Origin of the sequence: Sinorhizobium sp. 8-89, assembly GCF_030124325.1 — a bacterium.
Taxonomy (GTDB): Bacteria; Pseudomonadota; Alphaproteobacteria; order Rhizobiales; family Rhizobiaceae; genus Sinorhizobium.
Window position 1 is genome coordinate 208,942 of record NZ_JASKLR010000007.1, and the last position, 19,116, is coordinate 228,057.

At 62.5% G+C, this 19,116-nt stretch carries 20 protein-coding genes; 11 read left to right on the forward strand and 9 right to left on the reverse strand.

Going from position 1 to position 19,116, the window contains the following annotated elements:
• Positions 1–185: 185 nt before the first annotated feature.
• Positions 186–1,028 carry a class II glutamine amidotransferase gene (locus QN219_RS16405; RefSeq protein ID WP_284000796.1) on the forward strand — a complete coding sequence of 281 codons (843 nt, stop codon included), beginning with the start codon at positions 186–188 and terminating at the stop codon, positions 1,026–1,028.
• A 12-nt stretch (positions 1,029–1,040) separates the two neighbouring features.
• Here the strand turns inward: QN219_RS16405 and coaBC are convergent, their stop codons facing one another.
• The 8 genes from coaBC to ubiE all read right to left on the reverse strand — a co-directional run bounded on the left by coaBC (position 1,041) and on the right by ubiE (position 8,091).
• A complete protein-coding gene (coaBC, locus tag QN219_RS16410; RefSeq protein ID WP_284000798.1) occupies positions 1,041–2,249 on the reverse strand; it encodes a bifunctional phosphopantothenoylcysteine decarboxylase/phosphopantothenate--cysteine ligase CoaBC in 1,209 nt (402 codons plus the stop codon).
• Between the two features lie 87 nt (positions 2,250–2,336).
• Positions 2,337–2,807, reverse strand: coding sequence for a nucleoside deaminase (locus tag QN219_RS16415; RefSeq protein ID WP_284000800.1), 471 nt, complete (start codon positions 2,805–2,807; stop codon positions 2,337–2,339).
• Between the two features lie 15 nt (positions 2,808–2,822).
• On the reverse strand, positions 2,823–3,416 hold the full coding sequence (locus tag QN219_RS16420) for an ankyrin repeat domain-containing protein (protein ID WP_284000801.1): 594 nt from the start codon (positions 3,414–3,416) through the stop codon (positions 2,823–2,825).
• A 110-nt stretch (positions 3,417–3,526) separates the two neighbouring features.
• Positions 3,527–4,306 (reverse strand): SDR family oxidoreductase, encoded by a 780-nt coding sequence (locus QN219_RS16425; RefSeq protein ID WP_284000802.1) that lies wholly within the window; start codon positions 4,304–4,306, stop codon positions 3,527–3,529.
• Positions 4,307–4,491: 185 nt separating this feature from the next.
• On the reverse strand, positions 4,492–4,752 hold the full coding sequence (locus tag QN219_RS16430; protein ID WP_269278962.1) for a hypothetical protein: 261 nt from the start codon (positions 4,750–4,752) through the stop codon (positions 4,492–4,494).
• Between the two features lie 152 nt (positions 4,753–4,904).
• Positions 4,905–5,408, reverse strand: a complete 504-nt coding sequence (locus QN219_RS16435) for a GNAT family N-acetyltransferase (protein WP_284000803.1) — start codon at positions 5,406–5,408, stop codon at positions 4,905–4,907.
• A gap of 327 nt (positions 5,409–5,735) precedes the next feature.
• On the reverse strand, positions 5,736–7,310 hold the full coding sequence (ubiB, locus tag QN219_RS16440; RefSeq protein ID WP_284000804.1) for a 2-polyprenylphenol 6-hydroxylase: 1,575 nt from the start codon (positions 7,308–7,310) through the stop codon (positions 5,736–5,738).
• Positions 7,311–7,314: 4 nt separating this feature from the next.
• The gene (gene ubiE, locus QN219_RS16445; protein WP_284000805.1) at positions 7,315–8,091 is read right to left on the reverse strand and encodes a bifunctional demethylmenaquinone methyltransferase/2-methoxy-6-polyprenyl-1,4-benzoquinol methylase UbiE; all 777 of its coding nucleotides are present in this window, start codon (positions 8,089–8,091) and stop codon (positions 7,315–7,317) included.
• Positions 8,092–8,366: 275 nt separating this feature from the next.
• Here ubiE and mutM point away from each other — a divergent pair, with 275 nt between their 5' ends.
• The 4 genes from mutM to dnaA all read left to right on the forward strand — a co-directional run bounded on the left by mutM (position 8,367) and on the right by dnaA (position 12,990).
• Complete coding sequence (gene mutM / locus QN219_RS16450; protein ID WP_284000806.1) at positions 8,367–9,257, forward strand: bifunctional DNA-formamidopyrimidine glycosylase/DNA-(apurinic or apyrimidinic site) lyase; 891 nt, start codon at positions 8,367–8,369, stop codon at positions 9,255–9,257.
• Positions 9,258–9,295: 38 nt separating this feature from the next.
• Positions 9,296–10,069, forward strand: coding sequence for an enoyl-CoA hydratase (locus QN219_RS16455; protein ID WP_284000807.1), 774 nt, complete (start codon positions 9,296–9,298; stop codon positions 10,067–10,069).
• A 192-nt stretch (positions 10,070–10,261) separates the two neighbouring features.
• Entirely contained in the window at positions 10,262–10,528 is a 267-nt protein-coding gene (gene rpsT / locus QN219_RS16460) for a 30S ribosomal protein S20 (protein ID WP_284000809.1), read from the forward strand.
• A 1,016-nt stretch (positions 10,529–11,544) separates the two neighbouring features.
• Positions 11,545–12,990 (forward strand): chromosomal replication initiator protein DnaA, encoded by a 1,446-nt coding sequence (dnaA, locus tag QN219_RS16465; RefSeq protein ID WP_284000810.1) that lies wholly within the window; start codon positions 11,545–11,547, stop codon positions 12,988–12,990.
• A 47-nt stretch (positions 12,991–13,037) separates the two neighbouring features.
• Here dnaA and gcvA read toward each other — a convergent pair whose 3' ends face one another.
• On the reverse strand, positions 13,038–13,922 hold the full coding sequence (gcvA, locus tag QN219_RS16470) for a transcriptional regulator GcvA (RefSeq protein ID WP_284000811.1): 885 nt from the start codon (positions 13,920–13,922) through the stop codon (positions 13,038–13,040).
• Positions 13,923–14,088: 166 nt separating this feature from the next.
• Here gcvA and QN219_RS16475 point away from each other — a divergent pair, with 166 nt between their 5' ends.
• The 6 genes from QN219_RS16475 (at position 14,089) to QN219_RS16500 (ending at position 19,109) form a co-directional block, all read left to right on the forward strand.
• Positions 14,089–15,021, forward strand: coding sequence for a DMT family transporter (locus QN219_RS16475; RefSeq protein WP_405052156.1), 933 nt, complete (start codon positions 14,089–14,091; stop codon positions 15,019–15,021).
• A 195-nt stretch (positions 15,022–15,216) separates the two neighbouring features.
• Positions 15,217–15,591: a YciI family protein gene (locus tag QN219_RS16480; RefSeq protein WP_284000813.1), complete on the forward strand. Its 375-nt coding sequence runs from the start codon at positions 15,217–15,219 to the stop codon at positions 15,589–15,591.
• On the forward strand, positions 15,588–16,862 hold the full coding sequence (locus QN219_RS16485) for an RNA polymerase sigma factor (protein WP_284000814.1): 1,275 nt from the start codon (positions 15,588–15,590) through the stop codon (positions 16,860–16,862). Before QN219_RS16480 ends, QN219_RS16485 begins: the two co-directional genes overlap by 4 nt.
• A 75-nt stretch (positions 16,863–16,937) precedes the next feature.
• Entirely contained in the window at positions 16,938–17,420 is a 483-nt protein-coding gene (locus tag QN219_RS16490) for an SRPBCC family protein (protein ID WP_284000816.1), read from the forward strand.
• A 53-nt stretch (positions 17,421–17,473) separates the two neighbouring features.
• On the forward strand, positions 17,474–18,337 hold the full coding sequence (locus QN219_RS16495; RefSeq protein WP_284000817.1) for a nuclear transport factor 2 family protein: 864 nt from the start codon (positions 17,474–17,476) through the stop codon (positions 18,335–18,337).
• Positions 18,338–18,494: 157 nt separating this feature from the next.
• A complete protein-coding gene (locus QN219_RS16500) occupies positions 18,495–19,109 on the forward strand; it encodes a glutathione S-transferase (protein WP_284000818.1) in 615 nt (204 codons plus the stop codon).
• Positions 19,110–19,116 lie beyond the last annotated feature (7 nt).

Here is a 19,116-nt window from a genome sequence, read left to right on the forward strand (position 1 = left end):
GGAATATTTGTTCGAAATAGATCCGGCACGATGATGTGCCGCGAGTGACAGCGCCGGGTGGGCGAATCGGCTACGAACGATGGGCACAGGGGTGAATCTGTTAACGCATTTTTACCATCTTCCATCGGAACATCGCCGGTGGTTAACGAATCGCTTCGAAAGAGCCGAACCGGGGTGACGGAAGCATGTGCCGTTGGGCAGCCTATCGCGGAGAGCCGCTCTATCTCGAGGAACTCGTAACCTCTCCTGCGCACTCGCTGATCGAACAGTCTCATTGTGCCACGCGCGCAAAGACGGCGACCAACGGCGACGGTTTCGGCATTGCCTGGTATGGCGACCGTCCGGAACCCGGGCGCTACCGTGACGTCCTTCCGGCCTGGTCGGACTGCAATCTGAGGAGCATCGCGCGGCAGATCCGTTCGCCGCTATTCCTCGCCCACGTCCGTGCGGCGACCGGTGGCGGCACGCGCCGCGACAATTGCCATCCCTTCGTCTTCGGACGCTGGTGCTTCATGCACAACGGCCAGATCGGCGACTTCGAGCATTTGCGCCGGCCTATGGAGAGCATGCTCGACAATGATCTCTATGCGGCGCGCACCGGCACGACGGATTCGGAACTGCTCTTCCTTCTCGCTTTGCAGTTCGGTCTCGACCGCGACCCGCTTGGTGCGATCGCCGAGGCGCTCGCCTTCGTCGAGCGGCTTGCCGAACGTCTGGGCCGCCCGCCGCTCGTTCGCTTCACGGCCGCCTTGTCCGATGGCCGGAACCTTTACGCTGTACGTTACGCCACCGACTGGAACGCACCGACGCTCTATGCGGCCCCGATGGGGGGCAGCGGCGGTTATTGTCTCGTCTCCGAACCGCTCAACGACGACGACAATGCCTGGGTCGAGATTCCGGACGGCGCCGCCGTCATCGTCGGCGAAAACGGTGTCGACGTGCGCCTTTTCGGTACTGCCGAGATCGAGGCCCGGGAATGTCCGGTAGCGGATGTGCCACGTCGCGGTGTAGCGCAGCAGTCGATTTGATCTCGCGACCCGCTATTGCGAAAGCGCGTCGGCAATGCGCGCGGCAAGCTTTGCCGCCACGTCTTCCTTCTCCATGTCCGGCCAATCTTCGACGCCGTTGCGACCGATCAGCTTCACGCGGTTGCGATCGCCGCCCATGATGCCGGTCGCGGGCGAAACATCGTTCGCGAGAATGTAATCGGCGCCTTTCCTTTCCAGCTTGGCGCGGCCGTTGTCGGCAACATTTTCCGTTTCGGCGGCAAAGCCGATCACCAGCTTTGGCCGTGAGGGGTGATGGCCGATCGTTTTCAGAATATCGGGGTTCTCCGCAAGCTGGAGCGGAGGAGGCGCTTCGCCCGGTTTCTTCTTGATCTTGTTGCCGGCGGCGGAGGCGACGCGCCAGTCCGCGACCGCCGCGACCATGACGGCAACATCGGCCGGGAGCGCGGCAAGCACCGCATCGCGCATTTCTTCGGCGCGCTCGATATGAACAACGCGAACGCCTGCGGGATCGGGGATCGTCACCGGACCGGAGACAAGCGTAACCTCCGCTCCGAGCTTCGCGAGTGCTGCGGCGATCGCATGCCCCTGCTTGCCGGACGAGCGGTTGGCGATGTAACGCACCGGGTCGATCGGCTCATGCGTCGGCCCGGAGGTGACGATGGCCTTCCGCCCCGCTAAAGGTTTTTCGCCACCGTTCATGAGTTGCTCGACCGCCGCCACGATCTCGAGCGGTTCGGCCATCCGGCCTTCGCCTGCTTCACCGCTTTCGGCCATTTCGCCCGCAGCGGGGCCGACAAAGTGAACCCCGTCGCCAGCCAGGGTTCTGCGATTGCGACGCGTTGCCGGATGCGCCCACATTTTCGGATTCATCGCCGGCGCGAGCAACACGGGCCGGTCGGTCGCGAGAAGGATGGTCGAGGCGAGGTCGTTGGCGAGGCCGCTGGCCATCTTGGCCATCAGATCGGCGGTCGCCGGAGCAACGACGACGAGATCGCATTCGCGCGCCAGCCGGATATGGCCGACATCCTGCTCGTCCTCGCGCGAGAACAACTCGGTGAAGACATGGGAGGCGGAAAGGGCACCAACCGCGAGCGGCGTCACGAACTCCTGCGCAGCCGCCGTCATCACCGGCCGGACCTCGGCACCGCGCTCGCGCATACGACGAATGAGGTCAAGGCTCTTGTAGGCGGCGATTCCGCCCGAAATGATGAGAAGTATGCGCTTGCCGGAAAATGTCATTCCGCTTCGGCTCTTCGCCGCTCCTGGTTCTTTGATGGCGACCCTACCCGACGGGCCTGCCGCACGCAATTGGAGCCGGTGCAGCGGCTAACCTGTCTGTTGTCGCTGCTGCCATTCGGCGTAAAGCGGCACCGCATCTTGCGCTTCGAGCGGCACATGGCGAAATCGCATGGCCTGTTCCGTGATTGGCTTGGCCAGTTCTGCGTAGATCGCCGAGGTCGACAATCCGTAAGGCTCCGCTTGCCTATTCGAATGGGCGTAGGCGATGTCGTTGATGCCAGCCATGCGCATTGCGGCAAGACACATTGGGCATGGCTGACCGCTGGCGTAGACGGCGCAGCCCTCGAGCCGCAGCGACCGGAGAGCTTGGGCCGCTGCACGCAGCGCATTGAGTTCCGCATGCGAGGTCGGATCGCCCGTCCGACTCATCTCGTTGACGCCGGTCGCAATCACCTCGCCATCCTTGACCACGACGGCGCCGAAGGGGCGGCCGCCGTTTTCCATGTTGCTGCGCGCGAGCGACACCGCCTCGCACAGAAAGCGTTGTTCCTCTTGCATTATTCCGCTCCGGTTTCAGTGGGCGCCGGCGGCGGCAAGAAGGCGTTCGATCTTGCCGAAGCCACGCCTTCGCGCGTGAGCGAGAGGTGTGGCGCCTTCGCTGTCGCCAAGATTGACGTCTGCGCCGGCATCGATAAGCAGCCTGATGATTTCCGTGTGCTTGTCACCGCCGCTACCGAGGATGATCGCTTCAAGGAGCGCCGTCCAGCCGAGGCGATTGACATGGTCGACAGCGACGCCGACCTCGATCAGCGTCTTCACCGATTGGACATGGCCGCGCTCGGCCGCCGGAATGAGGGCGGTGCCGCCATAGCGGTTGGTGCTCTTGAGATCCGCCCCATGCGCTAGCGTCATCTTCAGGATTTCGAGATGGCCGCGCGCGCCGGCATAGAGGTAGGGGCTGTCCTCGATGTGGTCCTTGGCATTGACGTTAGCGCCGGCCTCGATGAGGACTCGGGCGGCCTCGATGTTGTTTTCATGCGTCGCGACGAGCAGCGCCGTGGCGCCTGTGTCGTCCCGTGCATCCGCCGTGGCGCCTCGCTGAAGCAGGGCGCTGATTTCGGCAGCATTGCCCCGTCGCGCGGCAGCGATCAGTTCTTTCTCCAGCATGGCGGCTCCAGCGACTCCCACACTCAACAGAAACATGATGGCCGCGAGGAATCGGCACCGCAATGCCTGTCCGGGGGTCATTCGCTCAAGCGACACCGTGGCACACCAACTCAAAGCATGGAGCGACTGAGACCGCCGTCGACCGGCAGTGCGGCGCCCGTGACATAGGCCGCCTGGCGGCTCGCGAGGAAGGCGGCGGCCCCGCCGAATTCGGCGGGCGTGCCGTAACGCCCGATCGGGATTTCGGACTGGCTGCGCGCCGCGACCGTTTCGATGCTGGCTCCTTCCCTTTCCGCGTCCATGCGGTCGAAGGACAGCGTGCGATCGGTCGCAAGCCGCCCCGGCAACAGCATGTTGACGGTAACGCCGTCCGCCGCGACCTCGCCCGCGAGCGTCTTCATCCAACCGGCAAGCGCACTGCGCAGGGCGTTGGAGGCGCTGAGGCCCGGTATCGGTTCGCGGATGCTGGTCGAGGCGACAGCGATGATGCGGCCGAAGCGCCGCTCGCGCATGCCCGGCAGCAGGCGGTGCGTGATGCGCATGCCAGCGAGCACCATCGCCTCGAATTGCGTTCGCCAGAAATCGGGATCGATATCGGCCGCAAGCGTCGGCGGCGGACCGCCGCCGTTCAGAACGAGGATGTCGACCGGGCCGAACTCGGCACTCAGCCGATCCAGAAAGGGGTCGATTGTTTCGGGTTTGGTAAGATCGAGGGCAAAGCCGGCTGCGGCTCGATGGATCTCGGCGGCGATCTTGCCGGTCGCATGCGTGTCCCTGCCTGTCAGCGCGACGGCAACACCTTCTGCGGCAAGCGCTTCGGCGATACCGCGCCCAAGTCCCTTGCTGCCGCCGAGCACGAGAGCCCGTTTGCCTTCGATACCGAGATCCATGATCCAGTCCTCCACCATTCATCGCTACTCGTGCTGTTGGAGCGCGCCCGAGCGACGTCGTCAATGGGCAGGGGGAGGAAAAATGGCGCGGCAAGGTCGGTGCCCGGCAGACCAATATTCCATGAGCGATTCAGAAAAACCCGGCCGCACGCGACCGGGTTTGCGCATCATCCGGATTTACCGGGTTAGCGACAGATCCGGACTCGTCTGATGTAGAAGTTGCCAAAACGGTCGTGGCGCTTCACTTTCCTGATGAAGCAATAGGGTTCGTAATAGTCGCTGTAATAGGGGCCGTCGTAATAGCTGCCGGCGAAGCCGACACGGCCGCTCCAACCGTGATGGTAGTGGCCGTTGCCGAAGCCGATCGAGAAGCCGCCGGCTTCGGACGGGGCGGCAAAGGAAATGGTGGTAACCGCGACGGCGGCTGCGATGATGATCTTGCGCATGACGTCCTCTCCTCCGAGCTCGGGATGACCTTCCGTCATCCATGGAGGAACGATCGCATCACGAATGCATATTCGCAGTTTCGAATGGAACATGTGCTCGAACGGCGATGGAAGCCCCGGCGGAGGTGTCCATCGCAGAGTACCGTTTGCCGTCACGCGCGAAGGCGCGCCATGACCAAAACGTCGGCGAGCGCGCCGTCCCGCATCGCCCAGGATTTCAACACGCCCTCGGTGGCGAAACCCGCCTGCCGGTAGAGCGCGATCGCCGCTTCGTTGTCAGTGAAGACCGTCAACTCGATGCGAGAAACGCCGAGCCAGCGGTCGGCCGCATCGATCAGCGCGTCGAGCAGGGCCCTGCCGATACCGCGCCGCCGGTAATCATCATGCACGCTCATGCCGAGATCCGCCGCATGCTGCCGTCGTCCGCTGTGACGATGCAGGCCGGCCAGCCCGACGATGCGCCCGTCGAGTTCGGCGACGATGACCATGTCAGATTCGGTGAGGTTTTCGAGCCATTTCCGCGTCTGTTCTGGCCGTGCGAAGGGCAACCGCAATGTGCCGGCGCGAACGCCGGGCTGGTCGCGTAAGGCGGCGAGCGCCTCCCAGTCGGAGACAGATGCGGCGCGGATGCGGATTTCGGGCGGAGCGGTGGTCATCGTTTCCTCTCATCAGAGTGGGACCGAGGAAACAGAGCCGAACCCTGCTTGCCTCGGCAGGGTTGGCGTGGAGACAGGCTGCTTAGCGCAACAGGTTCCCCGCACACCCTGCTGCATGACTCCTTAAATCGGAATCGATTTAAGGACAAAATCATGCAGCAAAAGCGCTACAGCGATCTTGGCGCGTCCGATTGGACGCGCGGCGCTGTAGGGTCTGCGTGGTCACCATCATCACGAGCGCAAAACGACTGTCCATGGCCGGATGCTACTTCAGGATGCGAAGAAGCGGAAGTGATTTTGGCAGACAAGCGACGGGTTCTATGCCGATCAGGTAAGCAGCCAGGCGATATAGAGGAGCGTCGCCGCGATGATCCAGAGCGCGATGCGGCCGGAGCGCGTATGGCGCGCCTCGGCCTTGCCGATCGCCTCTGCGGTCTCGGCATCGAAGCGCAAGCCGTCTTCGCTCATCGCCATGATATCCGCCGAGAAGCGCTCCGTCCGGGCGGCAATGTCGGGGATCGCTTCGGCTAGCCTGAACGCCGCGTGGAGACCGTCGCGGACGTCTGCGACGATGCGCTTCGGCCCGAGATTGTCTCGGATCCATTTGCCGACGACCGGTTCCGACGCTTTCCACATGTTGAACCGCGGATTAAGCGTACGGGCAACGCCTTCGACGACCACCATGGTCTTCTGCAGCATGACGAGCTCCGGGCGGGTCTGCATGTCGAAAAGCTCGGTGACTTCGAATAGCAGCGTCAAGAGTTTTGCCATCGAGATGGTCGCGGCCGGCTGGCCATGGATCGGCTCGCCGATCGCGCGAATGGCCTGGGCGAAGCTTGCAGCATCATGGTGCGAGGGAACGTAGCCAGCCTCGAAATGCACGTCCGCGACGCGCTGGTAGTCGCGCATGATGAAGCCGTAGAGAATTTCGGCGAGAAAACGGCGTTCCTTCTTGCCGAGCCTCCCGACGATGCCCATGTCGACGGCGACGATGTGACCGGCATCATCGACGAACAGATTGCCCTGGTGCATGTCCGCGTGGAAGAACCCGTCGCGCAGCGTGTGCCGCAGAAAGGACTGGATGAGCGTCTCGGCGAGCTTGTTGAGGTCGTGGCCGGCCCGCTTCAGACCTTCGATGTCCGACATCTTCACGCCGTCGATCCATTCCATGGTCACGACGTCGCGGCCTGTGCGCTCCCAGTCGACCCTGGGCACGCGAAAACCGGAATCTTCCTTGGTGTTCTCGCCGAGTTCGGAGAGCGCCGCGGCCTCGAGTCTGAGGTCCATTTCGACCTTGGTCGTCTGCTCGATCGTCTTCGTCACCTCGACCGGCTTCAGCCGGCGCGTATAGGGAAGGAACCGCTCCTGCATGCGGGAGACCAGGTACATGGCTTCGATGTCGGCGGCGAAGCGTTGGCGCACACCCGGACGAATGACCTTGACGGCGACCTGTTCGCGACGGCCGTCGCGCATGACGACGGCGGTATGGACCTGCGCGATCGAAGCCGCCGCCATCGGCTCGGAAAACTCAACGAAGAGCTCATCGACGGAGCGGCCGAGCGATCCTTCGATCGCGGCCCTGGCCTCGCTCTGCGGAAACGTCGCCATGCGGTCCTGCAAGAGCGACAGGTCGGCGGCAAGCTCCGCGCCGACGACATCCGGGCGTGTCGCCAGGAACTGGCCGATCTTGACATAGGATGGACCGAGTCGTTCGACGGCCCGGGCAAGCCGTCCGCTGCGCGCTTCGAACCGGGCCCTGCGGCGGGCAAGCAATCCGGCGAGCCTCTGCACGAAACGCGCAAGCGGAGGAAGGTGTTCGGAAGGGACCGCCGAAAAGGCGTCCTCGCGCGCAAGGACCCAGCCGATCCGCACAAGACGGAAATATGCTCCAGGCGTGCTCATGTGGTCAGATTTTCCAGCCGGAATGAAGTGCCGCGATGCCGCCGGTATAATTGGTGAAGCTGACACGCGAAAAGCCCGCATTCTTGATCATCGCGGCGAAATCGCGCTGGTTCGGAAACTTCCTGATCGATTCGACCAGATACTGGTAGGGAGCTTCGTCGCCGGTGATCAGCTTGCCGAACTTCGGAATCGCGTTGAACGACCAGGTGTCGTAGAAACGGTCGAGCAGCGGCATCTCGACCTCGGAAAACTCGAGCACCAGCAGCCGTCCGCCGCGCTTCAGGACGCGGTGGGCCTCCTTGAGCGCCGCGTCGATGCGCGGCACATTGCGGATGCCGAAGGCGATCGTGTAGGCGTCGAAGGAGTTCGCAGCGAAGGGCAGGTCCTCGGCATTGGCCTCGACGAAGTCGAGATTGGCCGACAGCCCCTTCTTCCTTGCCCGCTCGGCCCCGACGGCGAGCATCGATCCGTTGATGTCGAGCACGGTCGCATGCGCGTGACGCGCGGAGGCCTCGACGATACGAAAGGCAATGTCGCCGGTGCCGCCGGCCACGTCGAGCACCCGATAGTCCTCCCGGCGCGGCGGATTGAGCGCCGCGATCATCGCGTCCTTCCAGACACGATGGAGCCCGGCCGACATCACGTCGTTCATGATGTCGTAGCGCTTGGCGACCTTGTGGAAGACATCGTTGACGAGCGGCTGCTTCTCGCCTGCGCCGACCTCGCGGAAACCGAAGGAGGTTTCCATGCCGCCATTGGCAGATACGCGCTCATCCGTCATACGAAAAACTCCACTTCAACCAAATTTGCCGGCACCATAGCGAAATCACCTTGTCCGCGCTATCTCAGCGGAGAGGATGCGGCTGCGGCATAGCGCATCCCTACTGCATGTTTTGTTAAATCGCAGCCGATTTAAGGATAAAAACATGCAGCAATTCAAAGTGCTGCAGCGTCCTTTGCGCGCCTGATACGACGCGCGGCGCTGTATAGGACAACAATGCCGTCAAGGGAATGGCGTGCACGACCGGTGCGCGAGCCGAAGAAGGAAGACGAACAATGCCGGAATTGCCCGAGGTCGAGACGGTGAGGCGGGGACTCGCGCCGACCATGGAAGGGGCGCTTCTCGTGCGGGCCGAACTGCGCAGGCCGGACCTGCGCTTTCCCTTTCCCGACAATTTTTCAGCTTCCGTTGCGGGGCGCCGCATCGTCTCTCTGTCGCGCCGTGCCAAATATCTGATGATCGATCTCGAAGGCGGCGACGTGATCATCGCGCATCTCGGCATGTCCGGTTCGTTCCGGATCGAGGCCGGGACGGATGCCGACACACCGGGCAGGTTCCACCATCAGCGCGGCAAGGACGAGAAGCACGACCACGTGATCTTTCACCTGAGCGGACAGTCCGGACCCGCGAGGGTGATCTACAACGACCCGCGCCGCTTCGGCTTCATGGACCTCGCCCGGCGCGACGGGATCGCCGATCACGTCTTCTTCCGCGACCTCGGCCAGGAGCCGACGGGAAATGCGCTCGATGCCGCTTATCTTGCCCAGCGCTTTGCCGGCAAGGCGCAGCCGCTCAAGGCGGCGCTCCTGGATCAGAAGATCATTGCCGGCCTCGGCAATATCTACGTTTGCGAGGCGCTGTGGCGGTCTGGCCTGTCGCCCTCCCGTCCGGCCGGCTCGCTGGTGGACAAGCGCGGGCGCGCAAGGCCGGGCCTGGTGACGCTGACAGAGGCGATCCGTGATGTGATCGCCGACGCCATCGCCGCCGGCGGTTCCTCACTGAAGGATCACATCCAGACAGACGGCTCGCTCGGTTATTTCCAGCATTCCTTTTCGGTCTATGATCGCGAAGGCGAGGCTTGCCGCAGGCCGGACTGCGGCGGTACCGTCGCCCGCATGGTTCATGCCGGGCGTTCGACCTTTTGTTGCCCGCGCTGCCAGAAATAGGCGCTCGACCGGGCGCATCCGAACGGAGGAGATCAAGAATGAGTTACGAGACGTTGCTGGTCGAAACACGCGGACGCGTGGGCCTGATCACGCTCAACCGCCCGCAGGCGCTGAATGCGCTGAATTCGACCGTGATGAGGGAGCTCGATGCCGCATTGAAGGCCTTCGAGGCCGACAAGGACATCGGCGCGATCGTGCTGACCGGTTCGGAGCGCGCTTTCGCGGCCGGCGCCGACATCAAGGAGATGCAGGCGCTCGATTTCGTCGATTCCTATCTTGGCGATTTTCTCGGCGGCTGGGAGCGGGTCGCCGGCGCCCGCAAGCCGGTGATAGCCGCCGTTTCCGGCTTTGCGCTCGGTGGTGGCTGCGAACTCGCGATGATGTGCGACATCATCATCGCGTCGGAGACGGCGAAATTCGGCCAGCCAGAGATTACCCTCGGCGTCATTCCGGGCATGGGCGGCTCGCAGCGCCTCACCCGCGCCGTCGGGAAGGCGAAAGCGATGGATCTGGTGCTGACCGGCCGGATGATGGATGCGGCGGAAGCCGAACGGTCGGGACTCGTTTCGCGTGTGGTGGCGCCCGAAAAGCTGATGGAAGAAGCGTTGGCCGCCGCCGAAAAGATTGCTGGCTTCTCGCTGCCGGCGGTCGTTATGGCCAAGGAGGCGGTCAACCGTTCGCTTGAGGTTACCTTGGCCGAGGGCCTGCGCTTTGAACGGCGGCTTTTCCAGTCGCTCTTTGCAACCGAGGATCAGAAGGAAGGGATGGCTGCCTTCGTCGGAAAGCGCAAGGCAGACTTCCGGCATAAGTGAAGCGCAAACCGCACAGTTTTCTCAAATTTGCGCGTTGACGAGAGGGCGGTTTCCAGCTATACGCCGCCCTCAGCTTGGAACGCCGCAACCCGAGGCTTTCCGATAATGCTCCCGAATTGCTTTGGATGACAGGTCGCAGTGACCCGGCACGGCGAAGGCGGAGTTCATGTCAGTTTTCGAAGAGAGGCATCAATGGCCAATACAACTTCGGCGAAAAAGGCGACCCGCAAGATCGCACGCCGCACCGCAGTGAACAAGGCCCGTCGTTCGCGCGTCCGCAACTTCATCCGCAAGGTTGAAGAAGCCATCGCTGCCGGCGATCAGGCAGTCGCAGCCGCAGCCCTCAAGGCAGCGCAGCCGGAACTGATGCGCGCCGCCACCAAGGGCGTGCTGCATGCCAACACGGCATCGCGCAAGGTTTCCCGTCTGGCACAGCGTGTGAAGGCCCTTTCGGCCTAACCCGGCTAAATAAAAATCTGTTGATGAAAAGCCCGGTCCTTGCGCCGGGCTTTTCGGATTCATACTTCTGTCACCGCTATGGTGAAATGACGGGTTTTTGGTTGTGTCATTGCGATGACAAATTTTCAGAAATAATTTCAAGGACTTACGCGAGGTCTTCGCGCTGGTGTGCCTGGAGATCGGGGACAGGCCGGGTCCGAAGCGAGTCAAGCGAATTTTTATTTTTTTTCTTTTTCGCCAGCTAAGCAAGCGCAAGAAAATCAAAACCCTTGATTCAAAAGCGATTCTTGATGGACTCAGAATGCGGCAAGCAAAAGGCGGCGAGAGAGTCAACCGGCGGCGTTTAACGATAGGTAAAATTCGCGATTGATCTTGCCGGTCGATCCTGCCTAAATGCCTCCCACAGGGGACACAGATCATATCTGTAAAGGGAAGTGCAGGGCCATTTCAATGAGGTGGCCTCGAGCTTTCTGTTCGCTGTGGCGGGGTCACTCCACGTCGTTCAATCAAACAAGTCAAGATAGAGAAACCGGACCGATCCTTCGTTCCGGAACGAGGATCTTTCGTCTTGTGGTTGAGGGAATGGCTGGGACGTTCTAAGGAGCGCGCCTGTGAGGCGCCCAGGAGAAGGAGGCAGTCGGGCTGTCCGCTTCGTACGAGGGTGCGGCACAGCCTGTAACGAGGAATGCGATTTTGCGCGGCTTGAAAGCGGCCGGGTGGAGTCGGTAAAGGCGGGGCGCGAGGGGACATTCGCTTGCGAAAGCGGGCGGGTGAGCGCAACGCGCACCGAGGCGGGATATGAGGAGCCCGGCTTTCGGTGTGACAGGAGCGTTCGTCGGACGCGGCATGGCTTTGAAGGCAGCCGTGGCAGACGGACTAAGAGATGAGGCCGGCAGCAATGACGGCATCGGAGCATGATTTTGGAAGGCGGCAACATGCAGATGAATTTGGCGACGGCAGCTGACGCAGGTCAGGCCGGAAGCAATCAGTCTCAGGCGGCGGGGGAAAAACACGACATGCGGCATGACGCACTTTTTGAGCGCGTAAGTCAGCGTTTGAAAGCACAAGTCGGTCCGGATGTCTTCGCAAGCTGGTTTGGACGTCTCAAGCTCCATTCGATTTCCAAGAGCGTTGTACGTCTTTCGGTGCCCACGACGTTCCTGAAGTCCTGGATCAACAACCGATATCTCGATCTCATCACCAACCTGTTTCAGCAGGAAGACGGCGAAATCCTGAAGGTGGAAATCCTCGTACGCACCGCGACGCGCGGTGCGCGTCCGGTTACCCACGAAGAAGCGATGCCGGCGGCAAGTGAAACGGTTCCGACGACCCCGGCACGACGTCCGGCAACGGCCCAGTCGATTGCCTCGGTCGCCGCGGCGGCCGTGGCAACCGTGCAGAGACCGGCCCAGGCGCCGCTTTTCGGGTCGCCGCTCGACCAGCGCTACAATTTCGACAGTTTCGTCGAAGGCTCGTCGAACCGCGTGGCGCTCGCCGCCGCACGCACCATCGCCGAGGCTGGCGCCGGCGCCGTGCGTTTCAATCCGCTTTTCATCCATTCGAGCGTTGGCCTCGGCAAGACGCATCTGTTGCAGGCGATCGCGATCGCCGCCCTGCAGAGCGCCCGGGCGCCGCGCGTCGTCTATCTGACGGCCGAATACTTCATGTGGCGCTTCGCGACCGCAATCCGCGACAACGACGCGCTGTCCCTCAAGGAATCGCTGCGCAATATCGATCTTCTGGTGATCGACGACATGCAGTTCCTGCAGGGCAAGTCGATCCAGCACGAGTTCTGCCATCTCTTGAACATGCTGCTCGACTCCGCCAAGCAGGTCGTGGTCGCTGCCGACCGCGCGCCGTGGGAACTGGAATCGCTCGACAGCCGTGTTCGCTCGCGGCTTCAGGGCGGCGTCGCGATCGAGATGGAAGGTCCGGATTACGAGATGCGTCTGGAGATGCTGAAGCGGCGGCTCGAGGCCGCACGCCAGGATGACGCGTCGCTCGATATTCCGACCGATATCCTGTGCCACGTCGCGCGCAATGTCACGGCCAGCGGCCGCGAGCTGGAGGGCGCTTTCAACCAGCTACTCTTCCGTCGTTCCTTCGAGCCTCAGCTCTCGATCGAGCGCGTCGACGAACTGCTTGGCCACCTCGTCAACGCCGGTGAACCGCGGCGCGTCCGCATCGAGGACATCCAGCGCGTCGTCGCCAAGCACTACAATGTTTCGCGCCAGGAACTGGTGTCGAACCGACGCACGCGCGTCATCGTCAAGCCGCGCCAGATTGCCATGTATCTGTCGAAGACGCTGACGCCGCGCTCGTTCCCGGAAATCGGCCGACGCTTCGGCGGTCGCGATCATACGACGGTGCTGCATGCCGTGCGCAAGATCGAGGAGTTGATCGCGGCGGACACCAAGCTCAGCCACGAGATCGAACTGCTGAAGCGGCTAATCAACGAATAAAGCAGAATATTCATCTATTTGAAAAGCCCGGCTGCGTGTCGGGCTTTTTAGCTTTTGCGGACCTGATCGAGAATCCATCTGCGAAAACCTGCCACAGCCGCCCGATCGAGCGCCGTCGCCGGATAGACAAGATAATAGGCGAGGTTCGTCGCAATGCCGCAGGCGAATGGTGCAACAAGCGCGCCTTCCCGAAGTTCGCGCGCGACCAGCGAAAGCCGCACCAGCGCGACGCCGTCGCCCGCCCTTGCCGCTTCGATCGCGCCGTTGCTGTTGATGAAAACCGGCCCCCGTGTGCTCTGAACCTCGCTCGCCCCGACGGCGTCGAGCCACAGCCGCCAATCCTGTCTTTGTACGTCGTGCAGAAGGACGTGGTTGCGAAGGTCGACCGGCTCTATGAGCGGGCGTGACCGCATCAGCGCCGGGCTCAGTACGGGGACGAGCTCGTCATCGAGCAGGCGTTCGCTAGCAAGACCCGGATATTGCCCAAAACCATGGCGGATCGCGACATCGACCGCATCCCTGTCGAAGTCCGTCAGCCGGTTCGAGGCATTGAGACGCACGTCGATACCCGGCATGTTCTTCTCGAAGTCGTCGAGACGTGGCACGAGCCACTGGGCGGCGAAAGTCGGCGTGCAACTGATCGTCAGCACCGGCGGCCGATTGCGGGCGGCAAGGTCTTCGGTCGCCTCGCGGATCATTCGAAAGGCGTGCCTCAGCGTCGCGAAATAGGCATTTCCCTCATCTGTCAGGACAAGCTGCCGCGGGCGGCGCTCGAACAGTTTCACCGCAAGTGCAGTCTCCAGCTCGCGCACCTGCAGGCTGACGGCGCCCGGCGTCACGTTGAGCTCACGGGCGGCCAGCGTCACGCTCAGATTGCGCGCGGCCGCTTCGAAGGCGCGCAGTGCCGACAGCGAGGGGAGCGGCGTTTCCATGATTTAGCTAAACTCAACCAGTTCCAGAAAATTGTTCGCTTGGGAAAGTATAACATCTTGTGTGATAAACAAATATGGGAAAGCGCTGGGGCTCACTGCCTGAAAACATCGGGAAAACTAAATCATGAAGGGAAATGCCATGAGCAGTTCGGCAGGCGCGAGGGTTATGGGTGCGCGGGAATGGGGCATGCTCATCGCCTTGTCCGTGCTGTGGGGCGGGTCGTTCTTCTTCATCGGCATTGCGGTGAAAGCGCTGCCGCCTTTCACCATCGTCGCGCTGCGCGTGACGCTTGCGGCCGCGGCCCTTCTGATTTTCATCGGCGCTCTTGGGCTCGCGCTGCCGCGCCGGCGAGAGGTGTGGCTCGCATTCTTCGGCATGGGACTGCTTAACAACCTCGTTCCCTTTTCGCTGATCGTCTGGGGACAGACGCACATTGCCAGCGGCCTTGCCTCCATTCTCAACGCCACCACGCCGCTTTTCGGCGTTGTCGTTGCCCATCTGCTGACGGATGACGAGAAAATGACGGCGAACAAGCTGACCGGCGTTCTGGTCGGTTTCTTCGGTGTCGCGGTGATAATCGGTCCGGCAGCAATTGGCGGCCTCGGCTCGAACGTGCTCGCGCAACTTGCCGTGCTCGGTGCCGCATTTTCCTATTCGCTCGCAAGCGTTTTTGCTCGCCGTTTCAAGCGCATGGGCGTCGCGCCGCTTCTGACGGCGACCGGGCAGGTCAGTGCCTCGAGCTTGATGCTCGTGCCGCTCGCCCTGATCGCCGACCGGCCCTGGACGCTTGCCTTTCCCGGGCTCGACGTCTGGGCCGCACTTCTCGGCATCGCCTTGATCTCGACCGCGCTCGCCTATGTCTTGTTTTTCCGCATCCTCGAAACGTCCGGCGCAACCAATCTGATGCTGGTGACCTTCCTCATCCCCGTCAGTGCCATCCTGCTCGGTGCGGTTTTCCTTGGGGAGCGACTCGAGCCCAAGCATTTCCTTGGCATGGTCCTGATCGCAGCAGGGCTCGCGGCGATCGACGGCCGGCTTCTGAACCGGTTGCGGGCACTGCCGGCGCAGCGGAAGCTCGGCAGCGAGAAGAAGATCTAGCCCACCAGTTCGCACAGGTGAGATTGGCGACCAATGCGTTGATGACTTGCTCCTGTCGGAAACCATCAGCACCGCAGCTTTCGCGATATCGGGCAGAAGCGTGCCCCAGCAGCGGATACTTGCATGTTTTTTTCGCCCCGCTTGTCGGCTATCTCTAGCGTCGTTCGTCTTGAGATCAGAGCGGGAGAGTTCTCGATGCTTTACGCGGTATTTTGCTACAATTCGGAAGATGTTACCGGGACCTGGACCAAGGAGCAGGACGGCAAGGTCATGCGCGACATGGCCGCCGTCGAGAAGAAATATGCCGAGGCCGGCAAGCTTGGCCCGGTTGCCCGTCTCCTGCCGACGACCGCGGCGACGACGCTGCGCCACGGCGGCGGCGAACCGATCGTGATCGACGGTCCTTTTGCCGAGACGAAGGAGCAGTTGCTCGGGTTCTTCATCCTAGACTGCGCCTCGCTGGAGGAGGCCATCGCCTTTTCGCGCGAACTCGGCGAGGTCAATCCCAGCCCCGGCGCCTATGAGATCCGTCCCCTCGCCATCTACAAGCCAAGTGAGCTTCCCTCATGACAGACACGGCCTGGATCGATCTCGCTCTGGTTTCCGCCCGGCCGCAGGCGATGGGTGCACTTCTGCGCTATTTTCGCAACCTCGACATGGCCGAGGAAGCCTTCCAGGAGGCCTGCATCCGGGCACTGAAGACCTGGCCGAAGAGCGGCCCCCCGCGGGATCCCGCCGCCTGGCTGATCTTCGTCGGCCGCAACAGCGGCATCGACAAGGTGCGGCGGCAGGCGCGCGAGACGGCGCTGCCCCCCGAGGAATTGCTTTCCGATCTGGAAGACCGGGAGGATGAACTCGCCGACCGCCTCGACGGTTCACATTATCGCGACGACATCCTGCGGCTGCTCTTCGTCTGCAGCAATCCGGCCTTGCCGGCGACCCAGCAGATCGCGCTGGCGCTCCGGGTGGTCTCCGGCTTGTCGGTCAAGCAGATCGCGCGCGCCTTCCTCGTCAGCGAAGCAGCGATGGAGCAGCGCATTACCCGCGCCAAGGCGCGTGTCGCTGCAGCGGGCATTCCCTTCGAGACGCCAGATGCCGCTGATCGGGCAGAACGGCTCGCAGCCGTCGCGACAATGATCTATCTCGTCTTCAACGAGGGCTATTCGGCGATGAATGGTCCCGAGGGCGTCTCCGCCGATCTATGCGACGAGGCCATCCGGCTCTCCCGGCTTCTCCTCAGACTGTTTCCGGGCGAACCGGAAATCATGGGGCTGACGGCGCTACTGCTTCTCCAGCATTCCCGCGCCAGGGCGCGCTTCGATGCAGAGGGCGCCATCGTTCTGCTCGAGGATCAGGACCGCCGCCTGTGGAACAGGGAAATGATCACCGAGGCGCTCGCAATGATCGACAAGGCCATGCGCCACCAGCGTCCCGGTCCCTATCAGGTTCAGGCGGCAATCGCGGCGCTGCACGCCCGCGCCACGCGTCCCGAACTGACTGACTGGGAGCAAATCGACCTGCTCTATCAGACGCTCGAACGTCTGCAACCGTCGCCCGTAGTCACGCTCAACCGTGCCGTTGCCGTGTCGAAGCGCGAGGGGCCCGAAGCAGCGCTGGCACTCGTCGAGCCCCTTGGCGACAGGCTCGCCGGCTATTTCTACTATCACGGCTTGCGCGGGGGCCTGCTCAAGCAGATGGGGCGCGCGGGCGAGGCGCGCGTTGCTTTCGACCGCGCCATTGCGCTTGCGACCAACGGCGCAGAGGCCGCCTATATCCGTATGCAGCTCGACCATCTTGCTGCGGAAGCGGCCTCCTCCGCGCTCGTCGAAGAAAAACAATAAATTGTCGGCTGCCGCTGTCGGAACCGGATTTACCCGTTCGTCCTTGGACTGAAACCACCACGGAGGAATTTGGAAATGACTGGAACGACCGACATCAAGCCCACCGACGAACGCGAACTGGTGCTGACCCGGCTGATCGATGCGCCACGCGAAAAAGTCTACCGTGCCTGGACCGAGGCCGCTCTCTTGAAACAGTGGTTCGCGCCTCTGCCGTGGACGACGCCGGATGCCGAGCTCGACGTCAGGCCCGGTGGCTCAAACCGGATCGTCATGCGCTCGCCGGAAGGCCAGGATTTTCCGAATTTCGGCGTCTATCTGGAAGTCGTGCCGAATGAGAAGCTCGTCGTCACCGACGCTTTTACCGAAGCCTGGAAACCCTCCGAGAAGCCGTTCATGACGGTCATCCTGACCTTCGAGGATGAAGGCGGCAAGACCCGTTACACCGCTAGGGTCCGCCATTGGACCATTGCCGACCGGGAGGCTCACGAGAAAATGGGCTTTCACCAGGGATGGGGTCAATGCGCCAATCAGCTTGCCACCCTCACGGCGAAGCTCTGACTGTTACGTGAGCCGACCTCCGGCCGCTTTTCGCACCGAAAAGGAGATGAACAATGTCTGTCAACGAGAACAGAACTGCCGCCATCGCCGAGATTCGCGCGATGATTGAGGATTGGGCGGAGGCCATGCGTGTGAAGGACGCGGGCCGCGTGCTTGCTCACGGCACGAACGATTGCCTGGTCTTTTCGCTGGCGCCGCCGCTGAAGGAAACGGCGGCGGGCGCCGAGGGCCTCGAACAGTGGTTTTCGACCTGGAAGGGCCTGCTCGGTTACCGCCTTCAGGAGCTGGAAATCTCGGCAGGCGGGGACGTCGCCTTCGCGACGGCGCTTACCCATCTCTCCGGCGAGAAACTGGACGGCGAAAAGGCCGCGCTCTGGTTTCGCCAGACGCTGGGTTTGAAGCGCACGGAGAAAGGATGGAAGATCGCCCACCAGCACGAGTCCGTGCCCTTCTACATGGACGGCAGCTTCAAGGCCGCAATCGACCTCGAACCGACGTCGGAGGTCGATTGGCAGGCGCCGTCGCCTCCGCCAATGGCCGGCGTCATCGCCTATCTTGGCGTTCAGGACGCGAATGCCACGGCGGAATTCTACGGCCGTGCCTTCGGTGCCAAGGAGGTGGATCGCAAATACGCCGAGGACGGGAAACGCCTCATCCACTGCCATCTGACGATCAACGGTGGTGCACTGATGCTGAGCGATCCGTTCCCGGAATACGGTTGCCCCTGGAAGCCGCAGGAGGGCGTCGTCCTGCATCTCGTCGTCGATGACGCGGATTTCTGGTGGAAGCGTGCCGTCGCTGCGGGTGCGGAGGTGACGATGCCGTTGGCGGTGGCCTTCTGGGGCGACTATTACGGCCAGCTCCGCGATCCGTTCGGCGTCCTTTGGGCGATCGTCGCTCCGGTGAAAGAGAACTGAAGGCACCACTGCTTAACCATTCTTTCCAAGTTGCGGGGGTCGGAGGTGATCCTGGCCCCGCAATAAACTTGCACAGCGGGCACCGGAACAGAGCGCAATTCTCGCAGTCCATGCACTATCCTTGCGGGCAAGTTCACAAACCGCCGCGCGAGGCAACATGATCCTCTACTACCAAACCCATTCTCCCTTCGCTCGAAAGGCGCTCGTTTTCGCCCACGAAGCCGGAATCGCGGACCGGCTGCAAGTCATTCATCACGAAACCAGCCCGACGCAACGCAATGAGCGAATCTACGCCGAGAACCCGCTCGGAAAGGTTCCCGTGTTGCTTCGCGCAGACGGCCCGGCGATCTTCGATTCTGACGTGATATGCGCCTATCTGGACACACTTCACGGCGGCAGGAGGCTCATTCCCGAAGGCGGCGAGGCCCGCTGGCAGGCCCTGGTTCTGCAGTCGGTCGCGCAGGGGCTGGCTCAGACGGGGATCAGTCTCCGTTGGGAGACTGTCCGACGGCCGGAGCAGCTGCGCTACGCGGCACTTCGTGATGGCTATGCCGAGAAGATCGAGGCGACCTACAATTGGCTGGAAACCACGCTGGACGCGATGGCCCCGCTCCACGTCGGCCACATCGCACTGGCGACGGCTCTTTCCTGGATGGAGTTCCGCAACTTGCCATCGTTTCGCGCGTGGCCGCAGCTAACACGATGGTTCGACGAATTCGAGCAACGGCCTTCGATGTTGGCGACGCCGCTCTCCGGCGAAACGCATGATTGACCACGGT

Coding starts and splice junctions, on each gene's coding strand:
- ubiE (WP_284000805.1), bottom strand. CDS start 8,091: ATGACGGATGAGCGCGTATCTGCCAATGGCGGCATGGAAACCTCCTTC.
- QN219_RS16485 (WP_284000814.1), top strand. CDS start 15,588: ATGACAGACACGGCCTGGATCGATCTCGCTCTGGTTTCCGCCCGGCCG.
- QN219_RS16455 (WP_284000807.1), top strand. CDS start 9,296: ATGAGTTACGAGACGTTGCTGGTCGAAACACGCGGACGCGTGGGCCTG.
- QN219_RS16475 (WP_405052156.1), top strand. CDS start 14,089: ATGGGTGCGCGGGAATGGGGCATGCTCATCGCCTTGTCCGTGCTGTGG.
- QN219_RS16420 (WP_284000801.1), bottom strand. CDS start 3,416: ATGCTGGAGAAAGAACTGATCGCTGCCGCGCGACGGGGCAATGCTGCC.
- QN219_RS16490 (WP_284000816.1), top strand. CDS start 16,938: ATGACTGGAACGACCGACATCAAGCCCACCGACGAACGCGAACTGGTG.
- QN219_RS16500 (WP_284000818.1), top strand. CDS start 18,495: ATGATCCTCTACTACCAAACCCATTCTCCCTTCGCTCGAAAGGCGCTC.
- QN219_RS16435 (WP_284000803.1), bottom strand. CDS start 5,408: ATGACCACCGCTCCGCCCGAAATCCGCATCCGCGCCGCATCTGTCTCC.
- QN219_RS16480 (WP_284000813.1), top strand. CDS start 15,217: ATGCTTTACGCGGTATTTTGCTACAATTCGGAAGATGTTACCGGGACC.
- dnaA (WP_284000810.1), top strand. CDS start 11,545: ATGCGGCATGACGCACTTTTTGAGCGCGTAAGTCAGCGTTTGAAAGCA.
- QN219_RS16425 (WP_284000802.1), bottom strand. CDS start 4,306: ATGGATCTCGGTATCGAAGGCAAACGGGCTCTCGTGCTCGGCGGCAGC.
- gcvA (WP_284000811.1), bottom strand. CDS start 13,922: ATGGAAACGCCGCTCCCCTCGCTGTCGGCACTGCGCGCCTTCGAAGCG.
- QN219_RS16415 (WP_284000800.1), bottom strand. CDS start 2,807: ATGCAAGAGGAACAACGCTTTCTGTGCGAGGCGGTGTCGCTCGCGCGC.
- rpsT (WP_284000809.1), top strand. CDS start 10,262: ATGGCCAATACAACTTCGGCGAAAAAGGCGACCCGCAAGATCGCACGC.
- ubiB (WP_284000804.1), bottom strand. CDS start 7,310: ATGAGCACGCCTGGAGCATATTTCCGTCTTGTGCGGATCGGCTGGGTC.
- QN219_RS16430 (WP_269278962.1), bottom strand. CDS start 4,752: ATGCGCAAGATCATCATCGCAGCCGCCGTCGCGGTTACCACCATTTCC.
- coaBC (WP_284000798.1), bottom strand. CDS start 2,249: ATGACATTTTCCGGCAAGCGCATACTTCTCATCATTTCGGGCGGAATC.
- QN219_RS16495 (WP_284000817.1), top strand. CDS start 17,474: ATGTCTGTCAACGAGAACAGAACTGCCGCCATCGCCGAGATTCGCGCG.
- QN219_RS16405 (WP_284000796.1), top strand. CDS start 186: ATGTGCCGTTGGGCAGCCTATCGCGGAGAGCCGCTCTATCTCGAGGAA.
- mutM (WP_284000806.1), top strand. CDS start 8,367: ATGCCGGAATTGCCCGAGGTCGAGACGGTGAGGCGGGGACTCGCGCCG.